We start from the raw sequence: 16800 nt of genomic DNA, 5'->3' as shown, positions 1-16800 counted from the left end.
GCGTACCGCCCAAGCAGTTCATGCCCAGATTGATCATCACAACCGCCGCAAACTCTAGAAATCAACTGTCTTCTTGACAGGGGAGCTTACGGCTGCGCTTGGGCCGCAATCTCTGACGTCAACCGTAAGCTTACAGCTGGCGCAGGCAGTTTTCTTTCGGGGAATCGCAGGTCAACAACAGAATCGGTGTAAGGCTCTGCAAGGCCGGCTTCAATGGCTTTTCACTGCGAAGATTTCGCCAAGCCATCAGTCGAAGCCAATTTCCACGAAGGCGCTCATTCAAGCCTGCCGAATCATCTTCGGCCCACGACTGCACCAACTCCTGCACGCTGCTAGGAAGACAGGCTATAGGCTGCCTTTGGAGATGAAAACGGTAGCGAACAGCCCAGTTTTCCAATGCTCCGCGTGCCTGCCTTAAACGCCGCCTCCAGTGTTGCCGCAAATCCCAGGAAAGACCACCGACGCCGGCTAAGGTCCATGTGGCGGTCTCCACTACCTGAATGAACTGCATGGGACTCCATCCATATTGCGCAGGATCGAGTCCAAAGGAAAGTGCGGAACCGACCGTAGCATCTGTACGGTAGAGGCCCAAAGGTAATCGAAAACCCAGCGAGCGGAACTGTCGCACGACTTGGCCGCGCACGGCAAAGAGGTTGCCATGGAGCCCACCCTTTGCAACCATTTCCCGCCGGAGCTCTGGTGCAGATCGGCCCTCGGAGGGTACTGCAGCAGCGGCCAAGGCGTCAGGGTTGCCTTGCAATCCGCTAGCTAGGTGTTTAGCCGAGTCAAGCGCCATACATGCATAACCGTCAACGAAATACACGATGTCTACATCAGAGTAAATTTCGTGCCAGTAGATATTCAGTGCATGCGCCTTATCCCCAAACGGAATACTCCAGAGGCGAACACGGCAATGAGCTCCGTGAGCACTGAATCGTGTCGTCTCTAGTTGAACTCGCATCGCTTCTGCGAGATCAGTATTGCCATTAACAATGATGTCAATTGTGATTGATTTCGGAGTGCAATAATATAACGCCTCGAGTGTGGCGTGTAGACACGCCAGCAACTGTGAGGTAGTCTCTCTGCTGCTGATAATAACTGCTGCAAGGCTTTTGTATGCCATAAATAACATTCAAAATAGATTAATTCCGGGTATTTCAATGAGATGGGTTCAGAGTTCGCTAAATTGGTGAAAATTTCTTTTAAGACCGCTCACCCTAGCAGGTCGATGCAAATCTCAAGCCGCAGTGACATTCTTTTCCAAAAAAACGAAAAAATAGCAAAAAAGCAGCCTACAAGTTTCGAAATTGCAAAAATCAACCTCGCCGCCATGGTAGTGTGGGCCGATTCACCTGCAGATAATCAGTCTCACCCATGATTTTCATGGGGAGATATGACCGCAATCAAATAAGAATTGCCCCCAATTACAAGAAGCTTTTCGCTTGCTGGGCTGCATGATTCAGTCTCACATTCAGGCAAACGAATCATCCAATCGAGCTGAATCAACAATAGTTCTTTGGCGAAACTGCTGTATATCCGCCACCCGCAAGCTCGCTCACCTCCGCGGTTGTAGAGTATTTCATTAAGTGTAAGATATCTAGCAGTTTTAGCGCGTTTTGAGCGACTTTCTATCTTTCTTCTGGGGCCTTTGGCCCCTCACTAGCACACGGTTGACGCCGCCTGCTTTGCAGCTCCCTCATCGCCTTGATAAGTTTGAGATCCAGCGCGCCGTCTACGCAATGGGTACTTGTGTCCTGGCTGTCCCGCAGTATCGTGCTCGGCATGAGTGGATTTTTTCTCTTTGTCGTCCCGAAGCTTTGCTCGACCTTGTGGGCAGCGTGGCAATTAGCTCACTTCAAGGTAAAGCGCCAGATACTTGGCTACCATGGCTTGCTCGCTGAATTGGGCGCAAGCCCGTTCGCGACTCTTCGCTCCGGCCGAGCGAGCCGAGTCTGGGGCTTCGAGAAAACCCAACATTGCTGTTGCCATAGCTTGGGCATCCTTGGTGGGCACTAGCACACCCTCCGTATTGCCAATCAACTCGGGCAAACCGCCGACCTCGGTTGAGATAATGGCCAAGCCTGAGGCCATGGCTTCTAGCACCGTCATTGGAATACCTTCGGCGATCGATGACAGCACAAACACATGGCTCTGCGCCATCAATTCCGCAATATCCCTGCGTTCGCCTAGCCATTGAATAAGGGGGGCGGCTAAGCCTAAACTCTCGGCCGCTTGCTTCAACCGGTCGCGCTCTGGGCCATCCCCGATCACCATCAATTGAAATGGCAGAGTTGTCTGTGAACGCAGAAGAGCTGTTGCTTGCAAAAGTGTCAGCTGGTCCTTCACAGCGGCCAGGCGCGCCACGTGAATGAAAGTGAAGGGCGCGAGTTTGGCGCCCAAAGCTTGAAAACGATCGGTGTTGATGCCATTTGCGATCAGTCGGCATTTCCGCTCATTGATACCGATGACTTTGGCAAGCCACTGATGCAGATCGGCACTGACTGCCACATAGCTTTGTAAAAATGGACTGATTATGCGGCGCAAGTACTGGTGCTTCTTGTTCTCGCCCTTGGGGTCTGAAATGTCGCGTCCGTGCTCAGCATGGATATGGCCACGAACCCCTGCGAACCAAGCCACAGGGTGGTACTCCAAGGTTGCCAAGTTGTAGCTGTGGAGCACATTTGGACGGATCTTGCGTAGCAGGCGCCACAATCGAAGGTGAATGACGAGATCCAGTCCGGGGCGCTTGTGCATGCTGTACACATCGACCCCTTTGGGAAGTTGATTTGCAAACTCGGTCACGTGAGTCAGGCTGATTACCACGTGGCGACATTCCCCCTGTGACAACTGGCTAATGCAATTCACCATGACCCGCTCCAGACCCCCGGTATCGAGGCAGTAAATCAAGTGGGCGATTAGCGGAACTGGCTTAGTCATGCCTGTAATCATTGGTGCAGTGCGTAAGGGAATCATTCAATCTTAGGACTCAGCCTTGAATAACTTGACCAAGCGGCGAAGTGCTGGAGTCAATCCGGATAGCTCGGCCTCAAACTCCAAGGGATGGACACCTTCACCATCCAAAAATCGAGGGAGGTAATGAAGCCTGCTCAATTCCTGCGATCGGATCTGGCCTGGCAGGCAGGTTGTTGCTGTGTCTATTTTCAGGGAGGAAAGCACGCCGCTAGCGGCACTATCATGGCGGCCACTTGGGTAGCAATAGTGTTTGGGCTTTGGGAATCCTAATGACTCAATGATCTCGCTGCAAATTTGTAGATCAAGCTGGAAGGCGGTTGGATCATTGACTGGGTACTTGTGAATGTGGCCATGCAGTTCGATCTGGCATCCAGCTAAACGTGCTGTTTGCAAATCTCTAAGACTGGCGAATTCAAAGCGACCTCGGCGAATGTCAAGCGTATCAGATGAAATTCCGATACTCGCGGCAATTGCTTCAAATAGATCGTAAACTTGCGCCTTGGTGGGCTTGGTGTTTTCTATCCATAGCTCGATCTTTTTGGCGTATGCATCGATTTCTTGATCTGATTCAAATGGCTGATCTTTCCCGAGCTCGGCAGGAAGTATTGCGTTGGAAATCATGCGCGTTTGCGTTTTCTTTCGCATGTATCGGAGCAATACTCCAGTAATAGGGCGATTGGAAAGGAATTGTTGAGTGCTTAGGTAGAGGGTAGATGGCGCTTGGTGAAACTGTAGAATCGGGATCAAGTCGGTACAGGTCGAAAGCCAGCCATCGTCAAACGTAATAGTAACTCTGTTCCTTTTGCCAGTTGCTCGGGTGGAGGTCGCTTCCGCTAGCGATATAAATTCAAAATTTTTAAGCTTAAGCCAATTCATCCGGGCATTGAAAGTGCTGGCCCGCATAAAAAGATTGCCGTTGAATTGCCACTCATCGCCGTATGATCCGGCGTGATAGCAAAGTATTGTGGTCTGGCTTGCGCTGAGTTTTCTGAATAAATAAAATATGCCAGTGTGATGAAGTAAAAAAAGGAAAAATATTTTCATGAATTTAATTTATTTTACCGCTGTGGAAGATGTGGAATAGCGCGCTTTAGTCGATTTGTGTCTCGATCTAATTTATCGGGCAAGTTTTAAAATTCAGGAGAGATTCTGCGGTTCCGGTGCCTTTATTGAGCGTTGCCGGAACGAATGGATTCGGATCGATGGCCATGGTGACTTTTTGAATGATTGGGCACGGCATAGCATTCAAATTACTTTGCACTTTGATGATGTGTGGTGGTAAGAGGGCCTATCGTAGTAAGCAACTTTGCTAGTGATTTTGTGAGCGGGTGCCGAGTGTAACGGTTTTGAATGCCGTATAGTCACGATTTTATTTTGAATCCAACTTGAAGGCGAATTGAAATGTGGCTTATAGATTGATGGTTACGCTAGAGTATTTGTGATATTTGCAATTTACAAGTGTGGTGGCCAACTGCCTTGTAGGAAGCATTCCGTACGGCAAGTAGGCCATTCCGTACGAGCTAACGCCGATACGGCGGTGCAATTCGTATTCAAATCCTGCAATACGCTGCCATTGGCCGAGGTGTTGGCGATGCCATATTTCGGCCCCCCGAAACGTATCTTGTTTTCGGCGTGGTTCAAAGGTGGTGGCCATGACGGCTCCTCCGTCGGCGCAATGAACCATGGCATAGGCAGGGTTGCCGATGATGGCAATCTCTTTGATTTCACTGGTTGAAAAAGTGTATCTAAATACACGATTGACAGCCTCAGCAGGTGCATCTTGGCCTGCATCCATGCCCCATTCCATCGAATCTTCATCAAAAAGCAGACCGATTGCTCGCCACTGCTGGCTCCCACCGGCGAAGCGCTGCACGGTTTTGAACTCGTCGTCGGTATAGAAGAAGGATGATTCTGAGTCTGTGTCGCCCGTCAGCACCCAAAGGCGATTTCGATAGGGATCATGGTGTATTGCGTGGACATGTTTGATTTCACTGCGATGGAAGGTCCAGCAGCGCTCGATATGTTTTCGATCGGGGTCAATGCAAAAGATATTTATATTTCGGCTGTGTCCGTTGAGGTACTCGCCAAAGTATGCCTTATTACTCTCTGGGTGAATTGCTATACCTCCTCGTAGCGGCAGTGCATATTCGTCTAAATGCGAGTTATCAATGATATCGATCTGCATTTGGCTATCTTGTGTGCGTGCCAGATATATTCGATCATAAATCAGGAGTATGGTCCCGTCGGGGAAAGGGCGGACGTGGCAGATGCCTCCGTTTGGGCGGAATCGTTGAAGAAAAGGTTTTCGGGCCAAAAAGTCGCGAAAACGCGATTTGAAATCTTTGCCTCTCGCTGGAATGCGACCCAATCGTGTAAGTTGCTGGGTGCTGAAAGTGAATCGGTAGATCCATACATCTATCGTTCCAATTGCGGTCACTGCGTCTGACCAATGGATTACCATGTTGTTTGCTATTAGGTCAGGTCTGTTTGGCATAAGCTTCCAAATTATTTAAATAATTTTAACTAAAAGCCTGAGTAATTTTCATAAGGTTGCGCTGATTGCGCAGGTGACACTGCATGGAGGTTAATCTGCAAGGTGTTTTCTTTGTGTATATTTTTCCGGGATTAAATGGAATATTGCGTCAGGAGAAATTACTTTCTATTATTTTTGATTTTTATTTTTCATCGAAAATTCGGTTTGGTTTGAGTAGTCTATCCAGCCGGGGGGGGCTCGAGCAATGCTAGCTTCCGCAAAGCTGATCAAAGCAGAGAAGGCGGGCGAAAAGTAATTGCGACGTTTTTCCGTGATTTGACCGACCAAATAAGTGGCGAAAAATACCGCAAAAAGAACCAATACAGAATTCAAGGGTGACTGGGAGTCGATCGGAAAACTATGGTGAATCGTCTTCATAACGGGGGCATGGATCATGTAGAGCGTAAATGTGTATGACGCACAAAGAAGAATTGATCCGCGATAGCGCTCAAAGAGGGGGAAACTTAAAAACCTGGCTCCATATAAATGGGCAAAGACTAGGGCGCAAATGACATAGTCGGATAGAAATTTTGATGCACTGCCGAGTGGCAGTTCTTGGGTTGGCCAAAGTTTCGGTCCGAGTGCGAGTAGAAGCTCGTCAAGTTGAAACCATTTGAAAGTTGCGTAAAACGCCAGTGGAGAAAAAACAACAATTTGGCGATGGGCTGGGAAACCGTGTGATGATTGATTAGTTTGAGAAGCGCAATGCCGGAGAGCCATATTGGAAACAGGGTCCAGAGCTTGTAGCCCACCACCAGCAGCAAGAGTCCGGCAAGCAAAAATCGGCGTAGTCCGGTGTAGAAATAAAGCACAGAAAAAATCACGAAGTACCAAACTTCGTAACCCAATGACCAGTATGGTGGATTGGTAAAAGGTTGTTCGGAAATTTTCCAGATTTCACCGAGAAAAGCCAGGTGGAAAGGAATGTAGACGTAGAACTTGGCGTACTGATAGAGTGGGTAGTTTTCGGGGTGGAACTGAATCCCGACTAGATCTACGGCTACTGTCAAAAGAATGGTTGGCAGAGCGACTGAGTAGATTCTTGTTGCACGGGCTACTGCATATTCGGCGAGACTTGTGCGAAGTTTGGATGCGCTGTGATAGATCACGAGCCCCGACAAAAAGAAGAAAACAACGACTGCATCCCGGCCGCTTTGAGGAAGGAATTCTGACCATGGACCTTTGGCAATGCCAAAATGAGTCAGGTGCGCTATAACAACAATTACTGCGCCGACCACGCGACAGAAATCCAAATATATGGAGAACTCGGATTCATACTCGAATATTAGTGGTGTTGTGAAAAGGGTGTCCGATTCTCTCGGGTTGAGCAGCTTAAGTGTTCCGTTGCACTTTCCGGCCCCAGGATGGAGTGATTCAGCCCCCCCCTGCCGTTGTGACGATCCTTTCTTCTACATCTTGAGTTACGGAGAGTGGGCGCGGCGCTGCAGGCTCCCCATGGCGCGACTCCATTGCAGCGCAAGCCATGGCACTGGATCGTTCCAGCGGAAAAAGGCGTCACGTACGAGGTCGCGTTTGAAATCTGGGTGTTCGCCTTGTTCCTGGGCCGACCAACGGTCAGTGGTTGGCTCTCGCCAGATGGTCTTGGGTACTTGCCGTCCGTCCGGTAGAGCTATACCGCATTCGTAAGCGAATGCTGCGTAAGGGAGGTTGCAGCCGTTCAAGGTGGCCACTTCTTCCTGGAAGTCCGTCCTGCCGACCGTCGGTTCGACAACGTAGAATTGACCGTCGCGTTCATCGCGCTTGTATTCGATACTGCCCATTCCTTGGAAAGCCACGGCTCGAAAGAAGCTTGTGGTTAACGGTCCCAAGATGTGTTCTGCATCGGTTGCCGCTGTGCAACTTGCGGTTCCTCCGATTTGCGGCGGCCACGCGCGTAGTTTGCGGCCGGTAAAACTGGCGACGGCTTGACCATCAACGCCAATGTACTGGAGGCAGAAATAGATGCTGTCGTCACCACCTTGGATCCACTCTTGAACCACGAGGTCTGGCAAGGTGGGTGCAATTTCTTCAAACAAACGTATCGCTTCATTCGGACTGTGAACCACGTACGCTTTTTTGAATTTTTCACCGTAGCCTGCGTGCTTCAAGCCGGGCTTCAGGGCGCAAGGATAGCGAAGACCTCCGAGGGCATGGAAGTCAGCGGAGCTGCGTAACCTGATTGCTTTGGGGATGGGCATGCCACATTGCTCATTTAAGGCCTGAACGCCTTCCTTGTGCGTAAGGCTCATCATGACGTCATGTGGGCCGAAACGAAATCGAAAATCCTTGGCGAGTGCATTGCGCGCTTCAGAGCACACCCGCACAGCTTCCTCTTCCGTGAGCAGTAAGAAGGGCTTGCCGCCAATCTCCTCGGCGAGTTGGCGCAAGGCGCAGGGCAGTTTCGAATAGTTCACTTGAGTCACTTGTTTGGCAGTGAAGCGGGAGCGAAGTGCAGGCCCTGTCGCTGTTGCCGAAACCACGGCCACTCGTACGCCCTCGGATGCCAAGCTGCGAACGACGCCCAGTGCATTCAAACCGCTGCCGACTACAACTGCCCATTCTGAGTGAATCATGTGTTTTCCTTGAAACCTTTGTCTATCCTTGAGAAGGGCCACCGATCAAGTTTGCGCCGGGGTACGCCTAGGTCGCAAAGCACTTGGTGGATTTCTTTGAGCCCAGCTCTGTCCACGTAGACGATGTAGCTGAGGTAGATGAATACTCCTAGACCGACTCCTGCGAACAACTTACTTCCGGAGTTGTAATCGTTTGCGTCCAGCAACTGCAGCAGTAAAAAGACCGCACCCGCCATCAGTGCTGTGCCAGCGAGCACTTGGTTGAGCGCCGACCAGAGACTTGACATGGGCTGCTTTGTGGCATGGCATGCTTGCTTGAAAAGCCAGCCTGCCAAAATTGGATAAGTCAGAGACCAAGCAACGGCGGTGCCCACCAGACCGGAGAAATAGGCTCCCAAGCCCATACTGAAAGGAAGAACCATGGCACACAGAATGTTGTAGCGGACCAGTTGCTTCACTCGGTCGGTTGCGATCAAGACTTGCGACTGTAGGCTTGAAATTGAGACAACCATTTCGCTGAGGCACAGTGCCTGAAGAGGTCGTACGGCGTCGTGCCATTTGCTACCGAGTACAACGTCGATTAGCTCTCCAGCCAAAACGGCCATCCCAGCTAGTAGTGGAAAGGTGATGCAAGCAACGCCTCGCGTCATTCGGAGATGGGCTGCACTCAGTTGGCGAACATCATTTTGAAGTTTTGCGAAAACTGGCGTGGCAATGTTCGTGACCAAGCCTGAAATCTGGCTGGTCGGAAGGCTGGCAAGTGAACGGCTGACGTCGTAGAGACCTACAGCCCCTTCGCCCAAGATCTTGCCAATGATGAGCTTGTCGGCGTTCATATAGGCATGCCAAAGCAGGCGCGTCGACGTGATGCTGGCTCCATACCCCAATAGGGGTAGGCCCTGACGAACATTGAGTGGCCATGCCGGCCGCCATTTGCTGGCGCTCCAGTACCAGACGGTGGTTACGAATTGTGCGGCGAAAAAACCACCCACAATGGACCAGTAGCCATAACCGAGCGAAGCCAGCGGAATGGCAACCATGGATTGAACGATTGAGTTGCATACGCCAAGCCACAAAACGGTTTGGAAGCGCAACTCTTTGCGCAAGAGTGCCAATGGCACCGTGTTCAAGGCTCCGAATACAAAACCCAGGCCAAGCACACAGAGCAGGTTTTGCAACTGCGGCATATTGAAGAATGTGGCCGCCGGCCAGCTAATTCCAGCTATAACCAGGGTCAGCAGGCTGCTGGCGATCAGGGCGATACCGAAGCAGCTCGAAGCTTCTTCTTTTTTCAGGTCCTGTTTTTGAATAATTGCAGCGCCTAGGCCTATTTCATTGAAAAAGCCAATGAACCCAGTAACAGTGCTGGCCATGGCCATCAAGCCATAGTCCTCAGGCATGAGCAACCGTGCCAAAACCAGTGTTGAGGCCAGCGAGATGATCTTTGCCAGAAGCGTGCCGAGGGTGGAGGCTCCGACGGCTCGCACAACGTTCTTGCGGAGGTTTTCACTCATATCGGCTTGGAGCATTCGTAGGCGTTATCACTGATTCGTTTAAATTGCAATCGGAAGGCTTCTGGGAAGTGCCACCTGCGTTGCTGGGAGCAGGTGAAGCATCACGGTCCGCATTGAATTTTGAACGGGGGGCCATGAAATTCACTAAGGATTCGCGCAGTGAACACTTGGCCTGATCGCCGGAAAACGTGTGATCTGCACCCATAAGTGTTTGGACTCGCACTTGCGGTGCCTGAGTTGCCCTTCGCCATTGTCGGTTTCCCGTGCAGGCCTCGCGGAATTCTGCAGCTGTGAAGTCGTGTTCGCTCAGGATCAGGCAAACCGGCCCCTTGAATGTCAGCAAGCCCTGTTGCATTTGCTTTTGAAAGCCGTAGTTGCTAGCGATGGAGTCGCCCCTCGGGGTTGAATCAGCCGTTGCAGTCACCGCAGAGATCCGACTTCTAACCATAAGCGCGAGTTGGCCCAGGATAGCGGGCAAAGTTTGTGGGTCCACCTTGCCGGTGAATAGCCTGCTCCAGAAGTCTGCGCTGCGAAAACGCTGGAGATAGTAGTGTTTGAGTTGCACCTTGGCATGGGTCTCTGGCGAACGAACCCAAGGGTTGATCAGAATGAGGCGCTGAATGTCGGCGCTTGGGTGAGCGTAGCAATACATCAGCGCTGCCGAAGCCCCATCGCAGAGTCCAAACAGGCCGATGTCCTTGAGGTTCTCTCCGAGTTCGGTTTTCAGTGCTTGCAATCCTGCCGCAATATCGGCCTGGTGTTCCGTGAAAGGGCGGGGCTGCCCGGTGCTGTCGCCAGCGCCGCGAAAATCAAAACGAAGGACAGCGACGCCATGCCCTGCCAGCCATCGACCGAGTTGCAGGTACAGACGGTGACTGCCGACCCGGTATTGCGGGCCGCCAGTAATCATTAGCAAGGCCCGTTCGACGATGCGATCCTGCGGCAATGTCAGCATACCCAAAAGGGACTCGCCTTCGCACGCGAAGCGCAAAGGACGAGTCTCGATGGCCGATGCGGTGTCCGGGTTGCCTGCTGCCTGGTGTGCATTCATGCGGCTGACCCCAACAGGCTTCGCGTCGAAGCTTCGATCAAGGAATGCGCTTCTTCTATTTCCTGGCTTTGCCAGAACTGCGGACCGGTCAACGAGCGAGTTTGAAGCTGGAATCCAGCTAGGCGCCATTCTTCGGCCGTTCTTTGTAGGGCAGGCGAGCAATTATCCTTTGCATGTGTGCTCAGTTCGAACCAGAACCCTTTTGAGCTGGCTCTTGGCGGACGTAAACGTGCATGAGCCAATGACCTCGCCAAGTTGGCCGAAAGGGCATATCCAGCAATTTCTACTGTCTCGCCACTGTTCAGGCGTTCCTTGACGGAGGGCTGGCGGGCGATGGCGGTTCCCGCAAACAAATCGGCCATCTGCTTAAGTCGTAGAAGCTGCTGCAATTGGGTCTCGCCCGAGTTCATGGGCTGCCAGAACAGGGTTTGACAGGTTTCGCCCAGGCTCTCGGCCAAGTCCGTAGCCAGCAGGCAGCCGGCTCGTTGCGCCCAAAGGGTGAGGGGCGCATCATGCTCACGTGCTAAATAGGCCGACCCGGCCGTCAAGTCTGCCAGCCACTGTGTCCAGGTCGCGTCGCCGAATTCTCCGTCGCTGTCGCCGCAGCCGAACAAGTCAATTTGCAGCACGGCAAAGCCGTGCCGCGCAAGATCGCGTGCCTGCAGTGCCGACATGCGCCGAGATTTGTTCATCTCCTCTGCAAAGCCATGAATGTGCAGGACTCGGCCGCGGCAGGGTTCTCCGGGCGGATGATAGATGCAGAAGCGCTGACCCTGATCCCTGCCAATGGCCAGGAAAAAGGCAAGGCTCTCGCCTTTGAGCCTTGCTGCCATCTCGCTCAGGGGATCCGAGCTGCCACGAAATCGACCAAGGAGCCCACATTGGCGAAGACGGCACCATCGAGATCCTGGTCATCAAAGCTCAGGCCGAGCTGTTCTTCCAGCGCGGACAGCAAACTAACCACCGCCATGGAATCCAGTTCCGGCAATGCGCCGAGCAAATGTGTGTGACGGTCGAAACTGGCGCTGCGGCCAGACAGACTCAGCACTTCGTCCAAGACTTGCAAAACTTGCTGATGAATACCCATGCGATCACTATTCTTTATCTCAATCAATAAATCATTGTCGGCGGAGTCTTTTTTGCACAAGACCGATTTCCTAAACGGCCAAGATCATAGGCGCCTACGGAAGTTGAATTGCATTCATCCTAGTATCAAGAATCCAATCGACAACGGCTGCGACTAGGGTGAAGCTGCTAACTTCAGCATCTTAGCGGCTGGGCGTGAGTCCAATTGCCCCCCGTCCCCTCCCCAGCCGGAATGGAATCTGCTGCTCTATTAAATACTTCTCGAAGTAGTGCCTGCTTGGAGCAGTACGATGCGCACTTTGTTCGCTTAGGTCTCTTGGTTGATCACTGCTGAATATGCCTGATTCCGTACTTTTGAACGAATTACTTTTCCTTGCTTCAGAACGAAGCCCGCAAGCGTTGGCGGTCAGCTATGGGCAGAACTCGCTCAGCTACCAGGCTTTGTGCGTCTCCGTCGGGGCCTTTGCAGGCGGAATGATGGGCCTGGGCCTTCAGCGGGGCGAGCGCGTTGCCATTTATCTTGAAAAGCGCTTTGAGACGGTGATCGCCAGCTTTGGTGCGCCGGCCGCCGGCCTGGTGTTTGTGCCTTTGAACCCTTTGTTGAAGGCTGAGCAGGTCGAGTTCATCATGCGGGATTGTGATGTGCGAGTGCTCGTGACATCGCCCGAACGTTATGCCTTGCTGGGCGAGACTTTGAAGACTTGTCCTGCCTTACGTCATGTGGTCTTGACTGACGGCGCACTAATTCCAGAAGTTGGGCATGGACACGGTTTGCATCTTTGGAGCGAGTTGCTGGCGGCGCCGGCTTGTGCTGGCCATCGCGTCATCGACACTGATATGGCCGCCATTCTCTACACCTCAGGTTCGACGGGGCGGCCCAAGGGCGTGGTCTTGTCGCATCGGAATATGGTGGCCGGTGCCAAGAGCGTGGCTTCTTATCTTGAGAACAATGATCAGGACACCTTGCTGGCTGCCTTGCCCTTGTCTTTTGATGCCGGGTTCAGTCAGCTGACCACCGGTTTTCTCAGCGGTGCGCGGGTGGTACTTTTGAATTACCTTATGCCGCGCGATGTGCTGAAGGCCATGGAGCGCGAAAAGGTCACAGGGTTGACCGCCGTGCCGCCGCTTTACATCCAACTTGCCCAGCTGGAATGGCCGGCCGCTATCAATGAAAACCTGCGCTATTTCGCCAACACCGGTGGTCGCATGCCGCGCGAGACTCTCGACCAGTTGCGTGCTCGCGTGCCAGCGGCCAAGCCTTTTTTGATGTACGGCCTGACCGAGGCTTTCCGTTCGACTTACTTGCCGCCGAGTGAAGTGGATCGCCGGCCCGACTCGATCGGCAAGGCCATTCCTAACGCTGAAATCCTGGTGCTGCGTGAAGATGGCAGTCCTTGTGCGCCAGATGAGCCGGGTGAATTGGTGCACCGCGGTGCTCTGGTCGGCATGGGTTATTGGAATGATGCCGACAAGACCGCTGAACGTTATAAGCTGCTTCCTCCCGGTGCGCCTTGGCGCCAGTCGGGCTTGCAGTTGCCGGAATACGCGGTGTTCTCGGGTGACACCGTTCGCATGGATGCTGAAGGTTTTCTTTACTTCATCGGGCGCCGCGACGAGATGATGAAAACTTCGGGCTATCGTGTCAGCCCTACCGAGGTCGAAGAGATTCTTTACGCTACCAAGCTGGTCGGCGAATGTGTCGCTTTCGGGGTTGATCACCCAAGCCTGGGTCAGGCCATTCAGGTGATTGCTACCCCGCCAAGCGGTGCCAGCGATATCGATTTACCGGCCTTGCAAGCTGCCTGCCGTCAGCACATGCCGGCCTATATGGTGCCGGCTGGAATCGAGGTGCAGGCGGGCCCCTTGCCACGTAACCCTAACGGGAAAATTGATCGTAAGCTGTTGTCGACCGCCTGGGTTGAGCGCCAAGCACAAGCCTGAAACTCCCCTGTGTGAGGCAGCATTCGCCTTGATGAGCTGATAGAAACCAACCCATGACTGATCCTGTAACACCTAAGCGCACCCCGGTTCACGTCCCGATGTTTCAATTCCCAATCTCAGAGGGCGAGTTGCTGATTGGTGAGCGTAAGTTGTCTTTGCTGGCTGAGCAGGTCGGACAGACGCCGTTTTTCGCCTATGACCGCGGGCTTTTGCGTCAACGGGTGGCGCAGTTGCGCGCGGCCTTGCCAGCGCAGGTGAAACTGCACTTTGCGATGAAGGCCAATCCGATGCCGGCCGTGGTTGGGCTGATGGCCGGTCTGGTCGACGGGATCGATGTGGCCTCCGCCGGTGAGTTGAAGGTGGCCTTGGATGCCGGAGCAGATCCCGCCGAAATCAGTTTTGCCGGACCGGGCAAACGCGATATCGAACTGAATCAGGCGGTCGCAGCGGGCGTGCTGATCAATGTCGAGTCGGCGCGTGAGTTGCCGGTCTTGGCGGCGGCTTCGGCGCGTTTGGGGCTGCCAGCTCGGGTGGCGGTGCGGGTCAATCCAGATTTTGAGCTGAAGGGCTCGGGCATGAAAATGGGCGGCGGCCCCAAGCAATTCGGTATCGATGCCGAGCAGATGCCCGAGTTGTTGGCGGAAATCGGTCGTTTGGGCCTGGCCTTTGAGGGCTTCCATTTGTTTGCGGGTTCACAAAACCTGCGCGCCGAGTCGATTTGCGAGGCGCAACAAAAATCCTACGAGCTTGCCTTGCGCTTGGCGGCGTTGGCGCCGTCGCCGGTCAAATTCTTGAACCTGGGAGGCGGTTTTGGTATCCCGTACTTCCCAGGTGAACAGACTTTGGACTTGGCGCCCATTGGTGCCAATTTGCAAGGTTTGGTTGAGCGAGCCGCCCGTGAGCTTCCCGAAGCCTCATTGGTCATTGAGTTGGGCCGTTATTTGGTGGGTGAGGCGGGCGTCTACGTGACGCGCATCGTGGATCGCAAGGTCTCGCGTGGCCAGACCTATTTGGTGACTGACGGTGGTTTGAATCATCACCTGTCTGCTTCGGGCAATTTCGGTCAAGTGATTCGGAAGAACTATCCGGTCACCATCAACAAGGCGCTGGGCAAAGCCTCTGCTGCAAGCTTGACCCAGACCGAGTCCGCATCGGTGGTTGGTCCTTTGTGTACGCCCTTGGATTTGCTGGCCGACCGAATGGAGTTGCCTTGTGCCGAGATCGGCGACTTTGCGGTGGTGTTTCAGTCCGGCGCTTATGGGCGCAGCGCTAGCCCCGAAGGTTTTCTCAGTCACCCGGCTAGTTTTGAGGTCTTGGTATGACCTTGCAGAAGGCGGAACAAGTAGGGCGCGGTAAAGCACACGCCACGCCGTTCCCGACTTGCTGGCGCGAATTGCTATTGCTGGCCTGCTGGCTTTTGTCGACCATCGGCTTGCGCACGCTGACCGTGCCCGACGAGGGGCGCTACGGCGGCGTGGCACGCGAGATGCTGCTGAGTGGGGATTGGCTGCTACCTACGCTTAACGGCATGCCGTATTTCCACAAGCCGGTGCTCTTGTATTGGCTGGATATTTTTGGCATGAGCCTTTTCGGCATCAATGAGTTCGCGCTGCGCTTGGCGCCGTCCTTGATGGCCTGGATGTTGGGTGCGGCGTTTTTTTTGCATCTGCGCCGTTGGCACGGCGTGTTGATCGCGCGGGTTGGCTTGGCCATGCTGGCCACGACGCCCCTGTACTTTTATGGCGCCCAGTTCAACAACCACGATATGGGCGTGGCCGCCTGTATTGGCATCGCTGTACTGAGCTTGGTCAGGGCGCTTGAACTGGATCGTGCCCGCCGCTCCGGCGCTGGTTTGAACCGCCGCCAAGCTTTGGCTTACTTGGCGTTGGGCTGGGCTTTTTGCGGCTTGGGCGTGCTGGCCAAGGGGCTGATTGGGGTGGTGCTACCGGCCATGACCATCGGGCCTTGGCTGTTGGCGCAAGGGCGGTGGAGGCAGGTGTTATGGCTCTTGCATCCGGTCGGCTTGTTGGCTTTTGTCGCAGTGATGCTGCCGTGGATGTTGGCCATGCAAAGCCGCTTTGATGGTTTTTTCGACTATTTCATCGTCGGTCAGCATTTCCGCCGCTTTGCCGGCAAGGGCTTCAATAACGCTCAGCCTTGGTGGTTCTATATGGCCTTCTTCCCCTTGGTGACGCTGCCGTGGTCGCTGCGTATTTGGCCGGCGCTGAGGCAGGTTTTCTTGGCTTTGAGGCAGGGGGGGCAGGGCGCCGAACGCTTTGGGCTCTATTTCTGGTGGTGTGCGGCCGTCATCGCCTTCTTCTCATTGCCCAATTCAAAGCTGCCCGGCTATGTGGCGCCGGCTTTGCCGCCTTTTATTGCGCTGATGACCTTGGCCTGCGTGTCGGGCGCTGGGTATGAGGCGCGCCTTTTAGCGCCCAAGTTGTGGCGGGGACTTCTTGTATTCATGGGGCTTGCTTGCGTGGTGGCGATTGTGGTGGTGGCCCGGCAGCAGCCCAAGTCCACCCGACCCCTCGGGCAGGTGCTCGCGCAAGAGATGAAAGCAGGGGACCGCATCGCCTATGTCGAGAACTACCCCTTCGATCTGGCCTTTTATGCGGGGCTGAAGCGCCCGGTGATCGTGGTGGAGGACTGGGCCAACAAGGAGTTACTGCAGGCCGACAGCTGGCGCAAGGAGCTATTGGATGCGGCCAAGTTCGCGCCCGAATTGGGTCGCGCAGTGCTGTGGCAAAAGGGGCGGCCGGGCTTGCTTTGCCATCAAGGCGACGTCTGGTTGGTAGGCTCCAAAGAGGCTGTGATGGCCTTGCCCGATTTCGCCGGCGCCACGCCAGCGACCGCTGGCCTGCAGGCCATGCTGCCCGGCGAACGCCAAGTGCAGTTGTGGCGAACCGCGGGGCGTGCTTGCTCTTCTGATTGATTCCCCTTCAGCCCTTTGCGAGAAAGGGCGTGGGGCGACTTTCATTTGAGGGCTAGGTTTTGCCTATTGTTGGCCTGTGCAAGGCTTTTGGCATCGACGTGCTGTTCTCGCGTTCGCGAGCTCGATGTAGCCAACGGGCGTCGAAGCCTTTCGCCGCGAGAGCGTAAGCTCACCCACCAAGTAGACAACTGAAG

The 16800-nt window shown here is 53.9% G+C and carries 14 protein-coding genes; 3 read left to right on the top strand and 11 right to left on the bottom strand.

Features of this window, described 5'->3' with window-relative positions; genetic code table 11:
- Nucleotides 1-130: 130 nt before the first annotated feature.
- From WG899_RS22105 to WG899_RS22055, 11 genes are all read right to left on the bottom strand, one after another.
- On the bottom strand, nt 131-1123 hold the full coding sequence (locus WG899_RS22105; protein WP_339597807.1) for a hypothetical protein: 993 nt from the start codon (nt 1121-1123) through the stop codon (nt 131-133).
- Between the two features lie 722 nt (nt 1124-1845).
- A complete protein-coding gene (locus WG899_RS22100) occupies nt 1846-2937 on the bottom strand; it encodes a TIGR03088 family PEP-CTERM/XrtA system glycosyltransferase (RefSeq protein ID WP_339597806.1) in 1092 nt (363 codons plus the stop codon).
- 42 nt (nt 2938-2979) lie between these two features.
- Nucleotides 2980-4017, bottom strand: coding sequence for a polysaccharide deacetylase family protein (locus WG899_RS22095; RefSeq protein ID WP_339597805.1), 1038 nt, complete (start codon nt 4015-4017; stop codon nt 2980-2982).
- Between the two features lie 364 nt (nt 4018-4381).
- Complete coding sequence (locus WG899_RS22090; protein WP_339597804.1) at nt 4382-5158, bottom strand: hypothetical protein; 777 nt, start codon at nt 5156-5158, stop codon at nt 4382-4384.
- A 477-nt stretch (nt 5159-5635) separates the two neighbouring features.
- Nucleotides 5636-5884 carry a hypothetical protein gene (locus WG899_RS22085; protein WP_339597803.1) on the bottom strand — a complete coding sequence of 83 codons (249 nt, stop codon included), beginning with the start codon at nt 5882-5884 and terminating at the stop codon, nt 5636-5638.
- A gap of 119 nt (nt 5885-6003) precedes the next feature.
- Nucleotides 6004-6759, bottom strand: a complete 756-nt coding sequence (locus WG899_RS22080; protein ID WP_339597802.1) for an acyltransferase family protein — start codon at nt 6757-6759, stop codon at nt 6004-6006.
- A 168-nt stretch (nt 6760-6927) separates the two neighbouring features.
- Nucleotides 6928-8079 (bottom strand): carboxylate--amine ligase, encoded by a 1152-nt coding sequence (locus WG899_RS22075; protein ID WP_339597801.1) that lies wholly within the window; start codon nt 8077-8079, stop codon nt 6928-6930.
- On the bottom strand, nt 8076-9593 hold the full coding sequence (locus tag WG899_RS22070) for a lipopolysaccharide biosynthesis protein (protein WP_339597800.1): 1518 nt from the start codon (nt 9591-9593) through the stop codon (nt 8076-8078). Before WG899_RS22070 ends, WG899_RS22075 begins: the two co-directional genes overlap by 4 nt.
- Nucleotides 9586-10644, bottom strand: coding sequence for a hydrolase 1, exosortase A system-associated (locus WG899_RS22065; RefSeq protein ID WP_339597799.1), 1059 nt, complete (start codon nt 10642-10644; stop codon nt 9586-9588). The genes WG899_RS22070 and WG899_RS22065 overlap by 8 nt, the downstream gene beginning before the upstream one ends.
- Nucleotides 10641-11477 carry a hydrolase 2, exosortase A system-associated gene (locus tag WG899_RS22060; protein ID WP_339597798.1) on the bottom strand — a complete coding sequence of 279 codons (837 nt, stop codon included), beginning with the start codon at nt 11475-11477 and terminating at the stop codon, nt 10641-10643. The genes WG899_RS22065 and WG899_RS22060 overlap by 4 nt, the downstream gene beginning before the upstream one ends.
- A gap of 5 nt (nt 11478-11482) precedes the next feature.
- Nucleotides 11483-11791: an acyl carrier protein gene (locus WG899_RS22055; RefSeq protein ID WP_339597797.1), complete on the bottom strand. Its 309-nt coding sequence runs from the start codon at nt 11789-11791 to the stop codon at nt 11483-11485.
- A gap of 275 nt (nt 11792-12066) precedes the next feature.
- Here WG899_RS22055 and WG899_RS22050 point away from each other — a divergent pair, with 275 nt between their 5' ends.
- Genes WG899_RS22050 through WG899_RS22040 form a run of 3 tightly spaced genes read left to right on the top strand, consistent with a single transcriptional unit; the run spans nt 12067 to nt 16606 of the window.
- Nucleotides 12067-13671, top strand: a complete 1605-nt coding sequence (locus tag WG899_RS22050; RefSeq protein WP_339597796.1) for an acyl-CoA ligase (AMP-forming), exosortase A system-associated — start codon at nt 12067-12069, stop codon at nt 13669-13671.
- Between the two features lie 53 nt (nt 13672-13724).
- The gene (locus WG899_RS22045; RefSeq protein WP_339597795.1) at nt 13725-14993 is read left to right on the top strand and encodes a pyridoxal-dependent decarboxylase, exosortase A system-associated; all 1269 of its coding nucleotides are present in this window, start codon (nt 13725-13727) and stop codon (nt 14991-14993) included.
- Nucleotides 14990-16606 carry a glycosyltransferase family 39 protein gene (locus WG899_RS22040; protein WP_339597794.1) on the top strand — a complete coding sequence of 539 codons (1617 nt, stop codon included), beginning with the start codon at nt 14990-14992 and terminating at the stop codon, nt 16604-16606. Before WG899_RS22045 ends, WG899_RS22040 begins: the two co-directional genes overlap by 4 nt.
- Nucleotides 16607-16800: the final 194 nt, after the last annotated feature.

The organism is Paucibacter hankyongi, from assembly GCF_037482915.1.
GTDB classification, from domain to species: Bacteria; Pseudomonadota; Gammaproteobacteria; order Burkholderiales; family Burkholderiaceae_C; genus Paucibacter_A; species Paucibacter_A hankyongi.
The sequence above is the reverse complement of the archived record's forward strand: the minus strand, read 5'-3'. Positions and strand labels throughout refer to the sequence as shown.

What these genes read in the sequence shown, in the direction of transcription:
- WG899_RS22105 (WP_339597807.1), bottom strand. Translation starts at nt 1,123, where the DNA reads ATGGCATACAAAAGCCTTGCAGCAGTTATTATCAGCAGCAGAGAGACT.
- WG899_RS22100 (WP_339597806.1), bottom strand. Translation starts at nt 2,937, where the DNA reads ATGACTAAGCCAGTTCCGCTAATCGCCCACTTGATTTACTGCCTCGAT.
- WG899_RS22095 (WP_339597805.1), bottom strand. Translation starts at nt 4,017, where the DNA reads ATGAAAATATTTTTCCTTTTTTTACTTCATCACACTGGCATATTTTAT.
- WG899_RS22090 (WP_339597804.1), bottom strand. Translation starts at nt 5,158, where the DNA reads ATGCAGATCGATATCATTGATAACTCGCATTTAGACGAATATGCACTG.
- WG899_RS22085 (WP_339597803.1), bottom strand. Translation starts at nt 5,884, where the DNA reads ATGAAGACGATTCACCATAGTTTTCCGATCGACTCCCAGTCACCCTTG.
- WG899_RS22075 (WP_339597801.1), bottom strand. Translation starts at nt 8,079, where the DNA reads ATGATTCACTCAGAATGGGCAGTTGTAGTCGGCAGCGGTTTGAATGCA.
- WG899_RS22070 (WP_339597800.1), bottom strand. Translation starts at nt 9,593, where the DNA reads ATGAGTGAAAACCTCCGCAAGAACGTTGTGCGAGCCGTCGGAGCCTCC.
- WG899_RS22065 (WP_339597799.1), bottom strand. Translation starts at nt 10,644, where the DNA reads ATGAATGCACACCAGGCAGCAGGCAACCCGGACACCGCATCGGCCATC.
- WG899_RS22060 (WP_339597798.1), bottom strand. Translation starts at nt 11,477, where the DNA reads ATGGCAGCAAGGCTCAAAGGCGAGAGCCTTGCCTTTTTCCTGGCCATT.
- WG899_RS22050 (WP_339597796.1), top strand. Translation starts at nt 12,067, where the DNA reads ATGCCTGATTCCGTACTTTTGAACGAATTACTTTTCCTTGCTTCAGAA.
- WG899_RS22045 (WP_339597795.1), top strand. Translation starts at nt 13,725, where the DNA reads ATGACTGATCCTGTAACACCTAAGCGCACCCCGGTTCACGTCCCGATG.
- WG899_RS22040 (WP_339597794.1), top strand. Translation starts at nt 14,990, where the DNA reads ATGACCTTGCAGAAGGCGGAACAAGTAGGGCGCGGTAAAGCACACGCC.